The 16,533-nt window shown below is 38.9% G+C and carries 15 protein-coding genes; all 15 read left to right on the top strand.

Going from position 1 to position 16,533, the window contains the following annotated elements; translation table 11 throughout:
* Window positions 1-7 precede the first annotated feature (7 nt).
* Window positions 8-2,413 carry a leucine--tRNA ligase gene (gene leuS / locus BLP50_RS01720; protein WP_090149955.1) on the top strand — a complete coding sequence of 802 codons (2,406 nt, stop codon included), beginning with the start codon at window positions 8-10 and terminating at the stop codon, window positions 2,411-2,413.
* Window positions 2,414-2,569: 156 nt separating this feature from the next.
* Window positions 2,570-3,775, top strand: a complete 1,206-nt coding sequence (locus tag BLP50_RS01715; RefSeq protein WP_090149952.1) for an NADP-dependent isocitrate dehydrogenase — start codon at window positions 2,570-2,572, stop codon at window positions 3,773-3,775.
* A 121-nt stretch (window positions 3,776-3,896) separates the two neighbouring features.
* Window positions 3,897-4,652, top strand: a complete 756-nt coding sequence (locus BLP50_RS01710; protein WP_090149949.1) for a segregation and condensation protein A — start codon at window positions 3,897-3,899, stop codon at window positions 4,650-4,652.
* Between the two features lie 98 nt (window positions 4,653-4,750).
* Complete coding sequence (gene scpB / locus BLP50_RS01705) at window positions 4,751-5,323, top strand: SMC-Scp complex subunit ScpB (RefSeq protein WP_090150046.1); 573 nt, start codon at window positions 4,751-4,753, stop codon at window positions 5,321-5,323.
* 141 nt (window positions 5,324-5,464) lie between these two features.
* Window positions 5,465-6,790 (top strand): carboxyl transferase domain-containing protein, encoded by a 1,326-nt coding sequence (locus BLP50_RS01700; RefSeq protein ID WP_090149946.1) that lies wholly within the window; start codon window positions 5,465-5,467, stop codon window positions 6,788-6,790.
* Between the two features lie 18 nt (window positions 6,791-6,808).
* Entirely contained in the window at window positions 6,809-7,669 is an 861-nt protein-coding gene (locus tag BLP50_RS01695; RefSeq protein ID WP_090149943.1) for an OadG family protein, read from the top strand.
* A gap of 22 nt (window positions 7,670-7,691) precedes the next feature.
* Window positions 7,692-8,045, top strand: a complete 354-nt coding sequence (locus BLP50_RS01690) for a biotin/lipoyl-containing protein (RefSeq protein ID WP_090149940.1) — start codon at window positions 7,692-7,694, stop codon at window positions 8,043-8,045.
* A 14-nt stretch (window positions 8,046-8,059) separates the two neighbouring features.
* Window positions 8,060-9,208 carry a sodium ion-translocating decarboxylase subunit beta gene (locus BLP50_RS01685; RefSeq protein ID WP_090149937.1) on the top strand — a complete coding sequence of 383 codons (1,149 nt, stop codon included), beginning with the start codon at window positions 8,060-8,062 and terminating at the stop codon, window positions 9,206-9,208.
* Between the two features lie 13 nt (window positions 9,209-9,221).
* Window positions 9,222-10,640, top strand: coding sequence for an oxaloacetate decarboxylase subunit alpha (locus tag BLP50_RS01680; RefSeq protein WP_090149934.1), 1,419 nt, complete (start codon window positions 9,222-9,224; stop codon window positions 10,638-10,640).
* 88 nt (window positions 10,641-10,728) lie between these two features.
* On the top strand, window positions 10,729-11,643 hold the full coding sequence (locus tag BLP50_RS01675) for a MurR/RpiR family transcriptional regulator (protein WP_090149931.1): 915 nt from the start codon (window positions 10,729-10,731) through the stop codon (window positions 11,641-11,643).
* Window positions 11,643-12,872 (top strand): BaiN/RdsA family NAD(P)/FAD-dependent oxidoreductase, encoded by a 1,230-nt coding sequence (locus BLP50_RS01670; RefSeq protein WP_090149928.1) that lies wholly within the window; start codon window positions 11,643-11,645, stop codon window positions 12,870-12,872. The genes BLP50_RS01675 and BLP50_RS01670 overlap by 1 nt, the downstream gene beginning before the upstream one ends.
* Window positions 12,873-12,892: 20 nt before the next feature.
* Window positions 12,893-13,552 carry a (d)CMP kinase gene (gene cmk / locus BLP50_RS01665; RefSeq protein ID WP_090149925.1) on the top strand — a complete coding sequence of 220 codons (660 nt, stop codon included), beginning with the start codon at window positions 12,893-12,895 and terminating at the stop codon, window positions 13,550-13,552.
* Window positions 13,553-13,579: 27 nt separating this feature from the next.
* Window positions 13,580-14,425 (top strand): 4-hydroxy-3-methylbut-2-enyl diphosphate reductase, encoded by an 846-nt coding sequence (gene ispH / locus BLP50_RS01660; protein WP_090149920.1) that lies wholly within the window; start codon window positions 13,580-13,582, stop codon window positions 14,423-14,425.
* Window positions 14,413-15,531: a 30S ribosomal protein S1 gene (rpsA, locus tag BLP50_RS01655; protein ID WP_090149917.1), complete on the top strand. Its 1,119-nt coding sequence runs from the start codon at window positions 14,413-14,415 to the stop codon at window positions 15,529-15,531. Before ispH ends, rpsA begins: the two co-directional genes overlap by 13 nt.
* 183 nt (window positions 15,532-15,714) lie before the next feature.
* Window positions 15,715-16,488 (top strand): CheR family methyltransferase, encoded by a 774-nt coding sequence (locus tag BLP50_RS01650; RefSeq protein WP_090149915.1) that lies wholly within the window; start codon window positions 15,715-15,717, stop codon window positions 16,486-16,488.
* The last annotated feature ends 45 nt before the right edge of the window (window positions 16,489-16,533 follow it).

The raw sequence follows: 16,533 nt of genomic DNA, 5'->3' as shown, positions 1-16,533 counted from the left end.
TGAGAAAATGAAACATAATTTTAAAGCAATTGAGAAAAAATGGCAGGCAGCCTGGGAAAAGGACGACATTTTCCGAGCTGTTGATGGTTCTGATAAGCCAAAATTCTACGGTCTTGTAGAGTTTCCATATCCATCAGGCGCTGGTATGCACGTTGGACATATCAAGGCTTATTCTTCAGTAGAAGTAGTTTCAAGAAAGCGTCGTATGCAGGGATATAATGTATTATTCCCTATCGGATTTGATGCATACGGTCTTCCTACAGAGAATTACGCTGTTAAGACTAATACACATCCTAGAAAAATCACAGATGACAATATTAAAAAGTTTACTACACAGCTTAAGAGCGTAGGTTTTTCTTTCGATTATAGCCGTACAATCGATACAACTCAGGAGGATTACTACAAGTGGACACAGTGGATTTTCCTTAAGATGTTTGAAAAGGGACTTGTTTTCAGAGACAAGACTCTTGTAAATTATTGCCCACATTGTAAGGTTGTCCTTTCAAATGAGGATTCACAGGGTGGTAAGTGCGATATCTGCCACAGTGATGTTATTCAAAAAGAGAAGGACGTTTGGTACCTTCGTATTACTGAGTATGCTGATAAGCTTCTTCAGGGACTTGATGAAGTGGATTTCCCTGAGAATATTAAGCAGCAGCAGGTTAACTGGATTGGTAAATCTAAGGGTGCTTTCGTTAATTTCACACTCGAAGGAATAGAGGATAAGCTTGAAATTTATACTACAAGACCAGATACACTTTGTGGTGTAACTTTCATGGTTATCGCTCCTGAGCATCCATATATTGATAAGTATGCTGACAAGATTTCTAACATGGATGCAATCATGGCTTATAGAGCAGAGTGTCAGAAGAAGTCTGAGTTCGAGCGTACACAGCTTGTTTCTAAGGATAAGACTGGTGTTAGAGTTGAGGGATTTGATGCTATCAACCCAATCACTGGCAAGAAGATTCCTGTATTTATCTCTGATTACGTAATGATGGGTTATGGTACAGGTGCTATTATGGCGGTTCCTGCTCACGATCAACGTGACTGGGATTTCGCTACAAAGTTTGGCATTGATATTATCCCTGTAATTGAGGGTGGAGATGTTACAAAAGAAGCCTATACAGGCGAGGGTAACATGATTAATTCAGAGTTCCTTAATGGTCTTAACAACAAAAAGGACTCTATCGATAGAATGATTCAGGAATTGGAGAAGCTTGGTTGTGGTAAGGCTGGTGTTCAGTTCAAGATGAAGGATTGGGCATTTAATAGACAGCGTTACTGGGGTGAGCCTATTCCAATTGTACATTGTCCTACATGTGGTGATGTTGCAGTTCCTTATGATCAGCTTCCACTTAAGCTTCCTGTACTTGAGAAGTTTGAGCCAGGTACTGATGGAGAGTCACCACTTGCTAAGGTTGATAGCTTCGTTAATTGCAAGTGTCCTAAGTGTGGCGGTGATGCTAAGCGCGAGACAGATACTATGCCTCAGTGGGCTGGTTCTTCTTGGTACTTCCTTCGCTACATTGATCCACACAATGATAAAGAGTTTGCATCAATGGACAAGCTCAAGTACTGGATGCCAGTTGATTGGTACAATGGTGGTATGGAGCACGTTACACGTCACTTGATTTACTCACGTTTCTGGCATCATTTCCTCTATGACCTTGGTGTAGTTAATACTCCAGAGCCATACAAGAAGAGAAGTGCCCAGGGTATGATTCTTGGTGAGGATGGACAGAAGATGTCAAAGTCTCGTGGTAATGTTATTGATCCACTTGATATTGTAGATGCTTATGGTGCAGATACACTTCGTACATACGTATTATTCATGGGTGACTATGGCGCAGCTGCTCCTTGGTCAGATGCTTCTGTTCGTGGATGTAAGAGATTCCTTGAGAGATTTGCAGGTCTTACAGATATTGTTACTGATGAGCCTAACAGCGAGTCAATCGAGACTGGTGTTCACAAGACAATTAAGAAGGTATCTGAGGATATCGAAGCTATGAAGTACAACACAGCTATCGCAGCTATGATGGGACTTCTTAACGATATCGTTGCAGAGGGACATATTACAAAAGAGAATCTTATCTTACTTGTAAAGATTCTTTGCCCATTTGCTCCACATCTTTGTGAGGAGATGTACGCAGAGCTGGGAGGTGAGGGATATTGCTCACTTGCTCAATGGCCAGAATTTGATCCTAACAAGATTGTAGAGTCTACAATCGAGATAGCTGTTCAGGTCAATGGTAAGCTTAAGGCTACAATCAAAATCCCTAACGGATGTGAAAAGGATGAGGCTCTTTCTATTGCTAAGGCTGACGAGGCAGTTGCAAAGGCTCTTGAAGGCAAGAACCTTGTTAAAGAAATCTATGTACCAAACAAGATTGTTAACTTAGTTGTTAAATAATCTTTAAGATAACTATTATGAATTAGGTAACTATTGTTTTAAGTGAGGGGGCTCTAATTAACGATTTAATATAGCTTTCTATGAAATGTTTTTGTTTCAGAATGAGTTATATTAATTGTTAATGAAAGAGCCCCCGTACTATAAGGAGAAATATTTATGAGCAAAATTCAAATGACAACCCCACTTGTAGAGATGGACGGAGATGAGATGACTCGAATTCTCTGGCAGATGATTAAGGATGAGCTTTTGCTTCCTTTCATTGATTTAAAGACAGAGTATTATGATCTTGGTCTCGAGCACAGAAATGAGACAGATGATAAGGTTACAGTGGAGTCTGCAGAGGCTACAAAGAAATACGGTGTTGCTGTAAAGTGTGCAACTATCACACCTAACGCTGCACGTATGACTGAGTATAATCTTAAAGAGATGTGGAAGAGCCCAAATGGTACAATCAGAGCTATTCTTGATGGTACTGTATTTAGAGCACCAATCGTTGTAAAGGGAATTGATCCAAATGTTAAGTCATGGAAGAAGCCTATTACAATTGCTCGTCATGCATACGGTGATGTTTATAAGAACACTGAGATGGTAATCCCTGCAGCTGGTAAGGTTGAGCTTGTTTACACAACTGAGGATGGCAAGGAAGAGCGTGCTTTAGTTCATACATTCAATGGTCCTGGTGTTGTTCAGGGTCAGCACAATATCAATAATTCTATTGAGAGTTTTGCTCATAGCTGTTTTAAATTTGCTTTAGATACAAAGCAGGATTTATGGTTCGCTACAAAAGATACTATTTCAAAGAAGTATGACCATACATTTAAGGATATATTCCAGGAAATCTTTGATAAGGAATACAAGGATGCATTTGATAAGGCTGGTATCGAGTATTTCTATACACTTATCGATGATGCTGTAGCACGTGTTATGAAGTCAGAGGGTGGATTTATCTGGGCATGCAAGAATTACGATGGTGATGTTATGTCTGATATGATTTCATCTGCATTTGGTTCACTTGCTATGATGACTTCAGTGCTTGTTAGCCCTGCTGGTTACTATGAGTATGAGGCTGCTCACGGTACTGTTCAGCGCCATTACTACAAGCACCTTAAGGGTGAGGAGACATCTACAAACTCAGTAGCTACAATTTTTGCTTGGACAGGTGCTCTTAGAAAGCGCGGTGAGCTTGATAATATTCCAGAGCTTGCACAGTTTGCAGATAAGCTTGAGAAGGCTTGCGTTAAGACAATAGAGGATGGAAAGATGACTAAGGATTTAGCTCTTATCACATCTATTGAGAATCCTACAGTACTTAATTCTCGCGATTTTATCATTGAAATTCGTAAGACTCTCGAGGCAATGTAATAATTGTCAGACAACTATATATAGTGGTTAATCATATTGACATACACAATATAGTCTAATATAATAATCTCATGTTAATAGGCATGAGATTATTTTTTTGCCCATAAGTAGGAGAAAATTCATGGAGATGAATGTTAAGCTTCAGGTATTTGAGGGGCCATTAGACTTGCTTCTTCACCTGATTGATAAGAATAAAGTTGATATTTACGATATTCCAATCGTTGAGATTACTGATCAATATATGGAATATGTTCGAGCTATGGATAATAGTGACTTGGATATTATGTCTGAGTTCCTGCTTATGGCTACCACACTTCTTGATATTAAGAGTCGTATGCTTCTTCCTAGAGAGGAAAAGGAAGAGGACGGCGAAGAGGCTGAGGATCCACGTGCAGAGCTTGTTCAGCAGTTACTTGAGTACAAAATGTACAAGACTATATCTTATCAGCTTCGAGATAGACAGATGGATGCCAGCCTTGTATTTTACAAGGAGCCTACCATCCCTGATGAGGTTTTAAAGTACGAGCAGCCAGTTGACTTAGAAGAGCTTATGTCTGACCTTACTTTGAACAAGCTTAATGATATTTTTAACCAGGTTCTTAAGCGTCAGGATAATAGACGAGATCCAATCCGTTCTACATTTGGTAAGATTAAAAAGGAAGAGGTTTCATTGGAACAGAAGATGGAGTGGACTATCGCTTTTGCTAAGGCTCACAATACATTTAGTTTCAGAAACTTATTAGAAGCTGCTCATTCTAAGACAGAGGTTATTGTTACATTCCTTTGTATCTTGGAAATGATGAAGGCTGGACAGATTAATATTACTCAAGAAGATACATTTACTGATATTGTTATTGAGAGTAAGATTGCTGCTTAAAATGCATGTTTTTTGCGAGACAAAGAATATGCTCAAGAAGTGCCATTGCCGGAGGCAATTTTTAGATGGCATTTTTCCTTATTGAATTTGGAGGGAATATGGATATTAAAGAAATAGAGAATATAGTTGAGGGCATTCTTTTTGCAATGGGTGGCACAGTTGAGCCATCTAAGATTGCTAAGGCTCTTGAAATAGAAGATAAGCAAGTTGTTGAGGCTATCGAGTCTCTTAAGAAATCATACGAGGACAATAATAGAGGTATTACAATTACCGAGATAGATGGTGCATATCAGATGTGCACTAGCCCTGATATTTATGAGTATCTTATTAGGATTGCTAAGCAGCCTAAAAAATACGTACTTACGGATGTGCTTTTGGAGACACTTTCAATCATTGCATATAAGCAGCCTATCACTAAATCAGAGATTGAAAAAATCCGTGGAGTTTCCTGTGATTTTGCAGTTTCAAAGCTTGTTGAGTTTGGCTTATGTACAGAGCTTGGCCGTCTTGATGCCCCTGGTAGACCTATGCTTTTTGGTACTACAGAGGAGTTTTTACGCTCATTTGGTGTTAGCTCAATTGATGAACTGCCAGAGCTTTCTCAGACGCAGATTGAGGAGTTTAAAATGGAGGCCGAAAATGAGGCTAATAATGTAGAGGTTACAATATAATTTTTATACAAAAAACCACCCAAATTTTGGGTGGTTTTTTTATGACAATTTTTTAACACGATTTCGTTGAAAAGGGCTTAAATAAAGGGTATCATTATACTTGCGAGAAATTTGAAATATTTATATAAATGGAGGTATGAGATGGGTAATGATTTAAATCAGGCTCAGGCTAGAATTAACGCATTGCTTGATGACAACAGCTTTGTTGAGCTTCAGTCATTAGTAGTTGCTCGCAACACAGATTTTAACCTTGATGCAAAGAAAGAACCATCAGACGGAGTAATTATTGGTCATGGTCTCGTGGATGGCACATTAGTGTTCGTTTTCAGCCAGAACGCCGAGGTATTGGGCGGTACTATTGGTGAGATGCATGCAAAGAAGATTCTGTCGCTTTATGACATGGCACTTAAAGTTGGTGCTCCTGTCATTGGATTTATTGATTGCGGTGGAGTTCGTTTACAAGAGTCATTTGATGCTCTTGAGTCTCTAGGTGCAGTTATCGAGAGAGCAGCAGATGTTAAGGGCGTTATTCCTCAGCTTATTTGTGTAGCTGGTCAGTGCGGTGGTGGACTTTCAGTTCTTCCAGCAATTGCTGATTTCACATTTATGGTTGATGGCGCTTCATTGTTTGTTAATTCACCTGATACTATTACAGGTAATGATAAAGATACATCATCTGCAAAGTTCCAGTTCGAAGAGGCTGGTACAGTTGATATGTATGGCTCACTTGAAGAAGTTGTTGCTTCAATGCGCCAGGTTATCTCTATGATTCCTAATGATATCGTAGAGGCTACAGATGATCTTAATCGTGCTTCAGAAGGCCTTGATTCTAAGGTATCTGATGCAGCTGCAATTGCTACTGAGATTGCAGATAATAGAGAGTTTATCGAGCTTAAAGCTGGATATGCTAAGGAGATGGTTACTGGTCTTATCAAGCTTGATGGCGTTACCATCGGTGTAGTTGGAAATAGAGAAGTTGATGGAGAAGCATATCTTTCAGCTATCGGTTGCGAGAAGGCTGCTGATTTTGTTGAGCTTTGCGATATGTATGAGATTCCTGTTCTTTCTATTACAAATGTTGCAGCATTTAAGTCTTGCACATGCCAGGAGAAGCGTCTTCCACGAGCTCTTGCTCAGATGTCACAGAGATTTGTTGATGCTAGCATTCCTAAGATCAATCTTATTACAAAACAGGCATACGGAAGTGCTTATGTTCTCATGAACTCTAAGTCACTTGGTGCTGATTTAGTATATGCTTTTGAAAATGCTTCAGTTGGTGCAATGGAAGCTTCTAAGGCTGCTAGAATCCTTTCTGATAATGGTACAGACGCTGCTGCAATTGAAAAAGATTACGCACAGCTTCAGGATAGCGCTCTCACAGCTGCTGCCCATGGCCATATCGATAGAATTGTTTCTACTGCAGATGCTAGAAAGTACATCATTGCAGGATTTGAGATGTTTTTTTAAGAGCAGGAAGGTGATTATATGAAGAAAAAAATATCATTACTTTTATGCACCTTAGCACTTGCTCTTGGTCTGACAGCTTGTGGAGAGCTTAAGAGTTCAGATGAGATTGCAGGACGTACAGTATCTTCTTATCGTGAAGAAGTTACTGAGTTCATGGAGGTATTCGGTGATACTTTAGCTGGTGATCGTTCTGCTTTTAAAGATGAGATTTCTCAGGAGCTTCAGACATACTATGGTATCACTTTAGAGGATGCTGCAGCATCGTTTGGAATGAGTGTTGATGAGTTGCTTGATTCTCAGTTTAAACCTGAAGATTACTTAGCTGCTAAGTTTGATTTAGATGTTAATGATGAGGAATCCCTAGTCACAAATCTTTACAAGGATTTCCAAGAATGCGCTAAAGATGCTGGTGATTATAAAGGCATAAAAGATTACAGTGTTGAAAAGGCTGGTAAGACTATTACTTCAACAGTTATAGGTGACTTTTCAAAGAGAGATTTAAAGATGACATTTGTATATTCGACTCTTGATTCATCTGTTCCAACAGCTATGAATGTAGAGCCTGTATATACACTTGGCGAGATTATGAAGAAGGCAGCACTCAATACAGTTATGGGTATCTTAATTGTATTTGCAATGTTAGTTGTTATGTCTGCTGTCATTAAGGGATTTGAAATTATTCCAAAGATTGAGAAGAAGCTTAAGGAGAGCAAAGAGACAGCAGAGGATGTTAGACCTGTTGCAGCTGCAGTTCCAGTTTCTTCATCAAATAATGAAACAGATGATTTACAGCTTGTGGCTGTTATCGCTGCAGCAATCGCTGCTAGCACAGGAGCTTCTACAGATTCGTTTGTAGTACGTTCAATTAAGAAAAGATAATCAACATTAGGAGGAAATTTCCATGAAAAATTATACTATCACTGTTAATGGAACAGTTTATGATGTAACTGTAGAAGATAAGGGAGGCTCTGGTGTATCACCAGTTACTCCGGTTGCTGCTCCTAAGGCAGCTGCAGCTCCTGTAAGCTCAGGTGCTGCTGGTAGCGTTAAAATCGAAGCAGGTGCTGCTGGTAAGGTCGTTAAGATTGCAGCCGCTGCTGGTGCTTCTGTAAAGAAGGGTGATCCTGTAGTAGTTCTTGAAGTTATGAAGATGGAGACACCTGTTGTTGCACCTCAGGATGGTACTGTTGCATCTATTAATTGCAACGAAGGTCAGCAGGTTGATGCTGGCGCATTACTTGCAACTATGAACTAATAGGAGGATTTAACATGAGTTACGTTGGAGAGACATTGTTGAACCTAGCTCATCAGACTGCATTTTTCAATCTGACCTGGGGTAACTTTGTCATGATAGCGGTTGCTTGTTTCTTCCTATTCCTTGCAATTAAAAAGGGTTATGAGCCTCTTTTACTTTTGCCTATCGCATTTGGTATGTTGCTTGTAAATATTTACCCTGATATTATTGCATCGCCTGAAGAAACCTCTAATGGAGTAGGCGGCTTGCTTTATTATTTCTATACTCTTGATGAGTATTCAATTCTTCCATCACTTATTTTCATGGGTGTTGGTGCTATGACAGACTTCGGTCCACTTATTGCTAACCCAATCAGCTTTTGGCTTGGCGCAGCTGCGCAGATTGGTATTTTCTCAGCTTATCTGCTTGCAATCCTTTTAGGATTCTCAGATCAGGCTGCTGCTGCAGTTTCAATTATCGGTGGTGCTGATGGTCCTACATCTATCTTCTTAGCAGGAAAGTTAGGACAGTCTGCTTTAATGGGACCTATTGCTGTTGCGGCATATTCTTATATGTCATTGGTTCCAATTATTCAGCCTCCAATCATGAAGGCACTTACTACAAAGGAAGAGCGTGCTATTAAGATGGCACAGCTTCGTCCAGTTTCTAAACTTGAGAAGATTCTCTTCCCAATCGTAGTTACAATTATCGTATGTTTAATTTTACCTACAACAGCTCCACTTGTTGGTATGCTTATGTTAGGTAACTTATTTAAGGAGTCAGGTGTTGTTAATCAGCTTACTGAGACTGCATCAAATGCATTAATGTACATCGTAGTTATTTTACTTGGTACATCAGTTGGTGCTTCAACATCTGCGGAGGCATTCATCAATATAGCTACTCTTAAGATCGTAGCTCTTGGTCTTGTTGCTTTCATTTTCGGTACAGCAGCCGGAGTTTTATTTGGTAAGCTTCTTTGCCATGTTACTGGCGGAAAGATTAATCCACTTATCGGTTCTGCTGGTGTATCAGCTGTTCCTATGGCAGCACGTGTTTCTCAAAAGGTTGGTGCAGAAGAGGATCCTACAAACTTCCTTCTCATGCACGCTATGGGACCTAACGTTGCTGGTGTAATTGGTACAGCAGTTGCAGCCGGTGTATTTATGGCTATTTTCGGAGTTTAGGAGGGTAAAATAAATGGCAGATATTAGTCCAAAGCCAGTAAAGATTACTGAGACAATACTTAGAGATGCACATCAGTCTCTTATTGCAACCAGAATGCCTACCTCTATGATGCTTCCAATCATTGACAAGATGGATAAGGTTGGATACAACGCAGTAGAGTGCTGGGGCGGTGCTACATTCGATGCTTCACTTCGTTTCCTCAAGGAAGATCCATGGGAGAGACTTAGAAAGCTTCGTGATGGCTTCAAGAATACAAAGCTTCAGATGCTTTTCAGAGGTCAGAATATTTTAGGATACAGCCAGTATCCAGATGATGTTGTAGAGTACTTCGTTCAGAAGTCAATTGCTAATGGTATTGATATCATTCGTATTTTTGACTGCTTAAACGATATTAGAAACCTTGAGACAGCTGTTAAGGCTACAAATAAAGAAAAGGGTCACGCTCAGGTTGCTCTTTCTTATACTCTTGGTGAGGCTTATACACTTGATTACTGGAAGGATATTGCAAAGCGTATCGAGGATATGGGCGCAGATTCTATCTGTATCAAGGATATGGCAGGTCTTCTTGTTCCTGCTAAGGCATATGAGCTTGTTACAGCTCTTAAGGAGTCAACAAAGCTTCCTATCGAGATGCATACTCACTACACATCTGGTGTTGCTTCAATGACATACCTTAAGGCAGTTGAAGCTGGCGCAGACATCATTGACTGTGCTATGTCACCATTTGCTCTTGGTACATCTCAGCCAGCTACAGAAGTTATGGCTGCAGCTTTTGAGGGCACACCATACGATACAGGATTTGATCAGGAACTTCTTTCTGAAATTGCTGATTACTTTAGACCATATAGAGAAGAGTGCATCGAGAATGGTCTTCTTTCTACAAAGGTACTTGGTGTTAACATCAATACACTTCGTTATCAGGTTCCAGGCGGTATGCTTTCAAACCTTATCAGCCAGTTAAAGGAGCAGGGTAAGGAAGATAAGCTTCGTGAGGTTCTTGAGGAAGTACCACGTGTACGTAAGGATCTTGGTGAGCCACCACTTGTTACACCTTCATCACAGATTGTTGGTACTCAGGCTGTATTTAATGTACTTATGGGTGAGAGATACAAGGTTGCTACAGAGCAGACAAAGGATATCTTACTTGGTAAGTACGGTCAGACAGTTAAGCCTTTCAACCCAGATGTTGTTGAGAAGGTTCTTGGTCCTGATAAGGATAAGGCTATCACATGCCGTCCAGCGGACTTGATTGAGCCAGGTCTTGCTAAGTTCGAAGAAGAGTGCAAGCGCTGGAAGCAGCAGGATGAGGACGTTCTTTCATACGCTCTTTTCCCAAAGGTTGCTACAGAGTTCTTCGAGTATCGTGAAGCTCAGCAGACAAAGGTTGATCCAACAAAGGCAGATAAGGAAAACAAAGCTTATCCAGTTTAATAAATCAATCAGAGGGGTGATGCAAGAAATCTTGCATCGCTCCCTTTTTTTGTCTATAATTAAATTTCCAATAAAGAAAGGAGATACTATGGCCACTACAACCGATTTGATTACAAAGATTAATGAAAATTACGGCAAGATGTCAAAGGGGCAAAAGCTTTTGGCTAACTATATCATTGATAATTATGATAAGGCTGTATTTTATACTGCAGCTAAGTTAGGCGAGATTATTGGGGTATCTGAATCAACAGTCGTTAGATTTGCTGCCTTCATTGGCTATAGTGGATATCCTGAGTTTCAATCTGCCTTGGAGGAGCTTGTTAGGAATAAGCTTAATTCTTCAGATAGGATTGAGATTACAAATGGCGGAATAGAGCAAAACGGTGTGCTTCGTACTGTTTTATCATCCGATGCCCTTAAAATTAAAAATACTATGGAAAGTATAGATGAGGCAGCCTTTGAGAATGCTGTAGAGGCAATTTTAAATGCAAGACGTATATATGTAGTAGGTATTCGTACCTGTGCGCCTCTTGCTTCATTTCTAGCTTTCTATCTTAATATGATTTTTGACAATGTTATCAATGTGCAGACCAGTTCTACATCAGAACTATTTGAACAGATGATTCATATCAGTAAAGAGGATGTTATTATTGGTATTTCTTTCCCTAGATATTCTATGCGTACACTTAAGGCCTTAGAATTTGCTAATAATAGACTTGCCAATGTAATCACTATAACTGACTCTATTCATTCGCCTATGAATCTTTATAGTTCATGTAACTTGATTGCTGAATCAGATATGCATTCTATTGTTGATTCTCTTGTGGCACCACTTTCTGTTATTAATGCACTTGTGGTCGAGCTTTGTAATCGCAAGCAGTCTGATGTGGCAGCCACACTTGATATGATTGAAAATGTTTGGAATGAGTACCAGTTCTATGAAAATGATGAGATAGATTTGGTAGATGATTCTATTAAAATGACTTACCCAGGAGAGTCTTAATGAGCAATGTAATAGTAATAGGCGGCGGCGCGGCTGGATTGATGGCTGGTTATGCTGCAGGAATATGTGGTCATCAGGTCACTATTCTTGAGAAAAATGAAAAGCTAGGTAAAAAGATATATATAACTGGTAAAGGCAGATGCAACTTTACTAATGCTTGTGATACAGAGGATTTCTTTAAAAACGTAGTTTCAAATCCTAAATTTTTATACAGTGCCCTTTATACATTTAGCCCTGATTCAATGATTGGTTTTGTTGAAAGCCAAGGTATACCTACTAAGGTGGAAAGAGGAAATAGAGCTTTTCCTGAATCAGATCATGCTTCGGATATTACAAAGGCTCTTGAAAAGGCCATTAAGGAATACGGTGTAAAGGTAAGACTTCGTACAGAAGTAAAAGATATTCTAATAGAAGATAATAAGGTTATTGGAGTTAAGCTTTCAGATGGGTCTATTATTAATTGCGATAATGTGATTCTTTGTACTGGAGGATTATCATATCAGACTACTGGTTCAACAGGTGATGGACTAAAGTGGGCTCGCAAAATAGGACTTAAGGTTACAGAGTGTAGACCAGCACTTGTTCCTTTAAATTGCAAAGAGTCCTATATACCTGAAATGCAAGGGCTTGCCCTTAAAAATGTTAATCTTACTATCAAGGATGGCAAAAAGAAATTATATGATAGTTTCGGAGAAATGCTATTTACCCATTTTGGTGTATCGGGGCCTCTTGTCTTATCGGCTAGCTCTATTATAGGTAAGAGACTTCAGGAGACAGGTGAGCTACAGGCTTTAGTTGATTTAAAGCCAGCACTTTCTGTAGATGAGCTGTCAAATAGAGTTTTAAGGGACTTTAATGATAATATGAATAAGCATTTAAGCTCTGTTCTTAGAGGGCTGCTTCCTTCATCAATGGTTCCGGTTTTTATCGAGCTTATGGATTTTGATGATAGTCGACAGATTAATTCTATAACAAAAGAGGAGAGAGCTAATCTCATAGCATTGTTAAAGGCATTTCCTTTCACTATAACTGGCCTTAGGGAGTACAAAGAAGCTATAATCACCCAGGGCGGAATATCAGTGAAAGAGGTTGACCCATCTACAATGAAATGTAAAAATATAGAAGGACTCTCATTTGCAGGAGAGGTTCTTGATTTAGATGCCTTTACGGGAGGATTTAATTTGCAAATAGCATGGTCTACCGGTTATTTGGCAGGACTTAGTATTTAATTTTTTGGAGGATATATATTATGGCAATGAATGTTGCAATCGATGGACCTGCAGGTGCAGGAAAGTCTACAATAGCTAAGGCTATTGCAGCTAAAATGGGATACGTTTATGTGGATACAGGAGCAATGTATAGAGGAATGGCTCTTTATTTCTTAAGAGCAGGTATTGCTTCTAATGATGAGGAGAAAATCAGTTCAGTGGTAGATGATATTTCTGTATCTATTAAATATGAGGATGGTGCGCAGCACGTTATTTTAAATGGCGAGGATGTTACAGGCCTTATCCGTACTGAGGAAGTTGGAAATATGGCTAGTGCTTCATCAGTTTACGCTCCAGTTCGTTCAAAGCTTGTTGCTTTACAGCAGGAGCTTGCCAAAACTACTGATGTTATCATGGATGGTCGTGATATAGGTACAGTTGTCCTTCCTAATGCAGATGTTAAGATTTTCCTTACAGCATCTGTTGAGTGTCGTGCAAAGCGTCGTTTCGATGAGCTTGTAGCAAAGGGAATGGAAGCTGATTTTGATAAAATCGCTAAAGATATTGAGGAAAGAGATTATCGCGATTCTCACAGAGAAATCAGCCCACTTAAGCAGGCTGAGGATGCTATTTTAGTAGATAGCTCTGATATGACTATTGATGAGGTTGTTAACACTATCATTGGTTACTGCAACAAATAATTTTAATAATAATTATTTTGAGGTTTTATGAAAGTTACATTAGCTGAATCAGCAGGTTTTTGCTTTGGTGTGCAGAGAGCTGTTGATGTAGTAAAAAAACAAATAGAAGAGGGAAATAAGCCTCTTTATACATATGGACCAATTATTCATAACGAAGAGGTTGTTCGTGAATTTGAGGCCCACGGTGTTCAGGTTATGGATGAGAATCATATTGAGGATTATCCAGCGGGGACAGTTATAATTCGCTCACATGGTGTCACAAGACAAGTGGAAGAATTATTAAAATCAAAGGGTCATGAAATAATTGATGCCACCTGCCCATTTGTCAAGAAAATTCATCGGGCTGTGGACGAACATTCTAGGGCTGGAGAGTACATTGTAATCATTGGAAATCCTGAACATCCTGAGGTTCGAGGCATAGTTGGATGGATAAATGGAGAAAATTATTGCGTAATACCCGATGAGCAGGCTGCGTGTGATTTTTCAGTTAATTCAGGGTTTAACATTTGTATTGTATCTCAAACCACCTTTAACCATAATAAATTTCAAGAATTAGTTGAAATTATAAAGCAAAAAGGTTATGATATTATTGTTTTGAATACAATATGCGATGCGACTAACAAAAGGCAGGTAGAGGCTGCTGAAATAGCATCAAAAGTTGATGCTATGCTTGTTATTGGAAGCAAAAATTCTTCCAATACACAAAAGTTGTATGAGATATGCAAAACACGATGCAAAGATACTTACTATATACAGACGGCTGATGATTTACAGCCTTCTGACCTTGGTTCCATTGAAAGTGTAGGTATTACCGCAGGGGCTTCCACCCCAAACAATATTATCGAGGAGGTTCAAAAGAAATGTCAGAAATGAGTTTTGAACAAATGTTGGAGGAATCATTTAAAACTATACACAATGGAGAGGTAGTAGACGGTACTGTTATTAGCGTAAAGCCAGATGAGATCGTTTTGAATATCGGTTACAAGTCAGATGGTATTATTACACGTTCAGAGTACACAAATGAGTCAAATATTGATCTCACTACTGTTGTTAATGTTGGTGATCCTTTATCAGCTATCGTTATTAAGGTAAATGACGGTGAGGGTCAGGTTCTTCTTTCTTACAAGAGACTCGCTCAGGAAAAGGGCAACGAGAGACTTGCAGAAGCATTTGAGAAGGGAGAGGTTCTTACAGCTACAGTTGATAAGGTTCTTAAGGGTGGACTTACAGTTGTTGTTGATGAGGCTAGAGTATTTATCCCAGCTTCTTTTGTTTCAGATGTATACGAAAAGGATCTTAATAAGTATCAGGGACAGGAGATTAGCTTCGTAATTACAGAATTCGATCCAAAGCGTCGTAGAATTATCGGTAACAGAAAGACTCTTCTTGTTGCAGATAAGGCTAAGGCTCAAGAAGAGCTTATGGCTAAGATTGCTGTTGGTCAGGAATTTGAAGGTACAGTTAAGAATGTTAAGGATTTTGGTGCATTCATCGATTTAGGTGGTGCTGATGGACTTCTTCATATCTCAGAGATGAGCTGGGGTCGTGTTGAGAATCCTTCTAAGACTCTTAACGTTGGCGATACAATTAAAGTATTTGTTAAGGAAATCAAGGACGGCAAGATTGCACTTTCTTGCAAGTTTGACAATGAGAATCCATGGAATGGTGCAGCTGATAAGTATGCAGTTGGCACAGTGGTTAAGGGTAAGGTTGTTCGTATGAAAGATTTTGGTGCTTTCGTAGAGCTTGCTCCTGGAATTGATGCACTTCTTCATGTTTCACAGATTTCTAAGGAACGTATTGAGAAGCCATCTGATGTGCTTTCAATCGGTCAGGATATCGAGGCAAAGGTTGTTGAGTTCAACGATGAAGAGAAGAAGATTAGCCTTTCAATCAAGGCACTTCTTGAGCCAGAGGCATCTGATGATGCTGAGGTTGCTGATGTTAACATCGATGAAGTTGCAGCTTCTGAAGAGTAATTCATTGAATTTATCAGGTCTAGCTAATGCTAGACCTGTTTTTTTCTTAATTGGAAATTCGGAGTTTTGCCAAGCAAAACTCTATTTTATTTATACTTAAAAAGATAACAATAAATACACAAATGTTTTGTAAAATGTATTTTATCGAGGTAGGTATTAAAAATATTGATAGGAGCTTATTATATGGAAAACTACGAAGGTTTCAAAAAAGACGTCTATTCTCTTACAAAAATCGATTTAGACGCGTATAAAGAAAAACAGATGCGCCGTCGTATTGATTCTTTAGTTAATAAGAATAAGTGTAAGAAATACGAAGAATATGTAGCTTTGCTAAAGACTAATAAGGAAGTCTTTGATGAATTTGTTAACTTTCTTACAATCAATGTTTCTGAGTTTTATAGAAATCCTGAGCAGTGGGAACTATTAACAAAGGAATTTTTACCAGAATTGATAGCACATTCTGGTCAGTCACTTAAAATATGGAGTGCAGCATGTTCAACAGGTGATGAGCCATATTCTCTAGTAATGGCACTTTCCACATTAGTTCCACTTAACAAAATCAAGATTTTTGCCACTGATTTAGACAAACAGGTTATTGCAACCGCTAAAGTAGGACTTTACAGTGCGAAGAGTATAGCTAATGTTCCTGCTGATTTAAAGAAAAAGTTCTTTACTCCTGTTGGAAATTCTTTCCAGATTAGTGAAGATGTTAAGAAGTGTGTTGAATTTAAAGAGCATAACTTACTTCGCGATTCATATCCATCAAATTATGATATGATTGTATGCCGTAATGTTCTTATTTACTTTACAGATGAGGCTAAGACAGAAGTATATGATAAATTCTGCAAGTCTCTTAGACAGGGAGGTATTCTCTTTATTGGTTCTACTGAACAGGTTATTGATTATAAAGAGTTGGGATATAAGAGAAGATATTCCTTCTATTATGAGAAAGTATAATTAGATTGTTTGCTTATTAGACTATTAAATCAAGCCATTTACGAT

It is taken from the genome of Pseudobutyrivibrio sp. AR14, assembly GCF_900101325.1.
In the GTDB taxonomy this organism is placed as follows: domain Bacteria; phylum Bacillota; class Clostridia; order Lachnospirales; family Lachnospiraceae; genus Pseudobutyrivibrio.
This window is presented reverse-complemented; position numbering and strand designations above follow the sequence as displayed.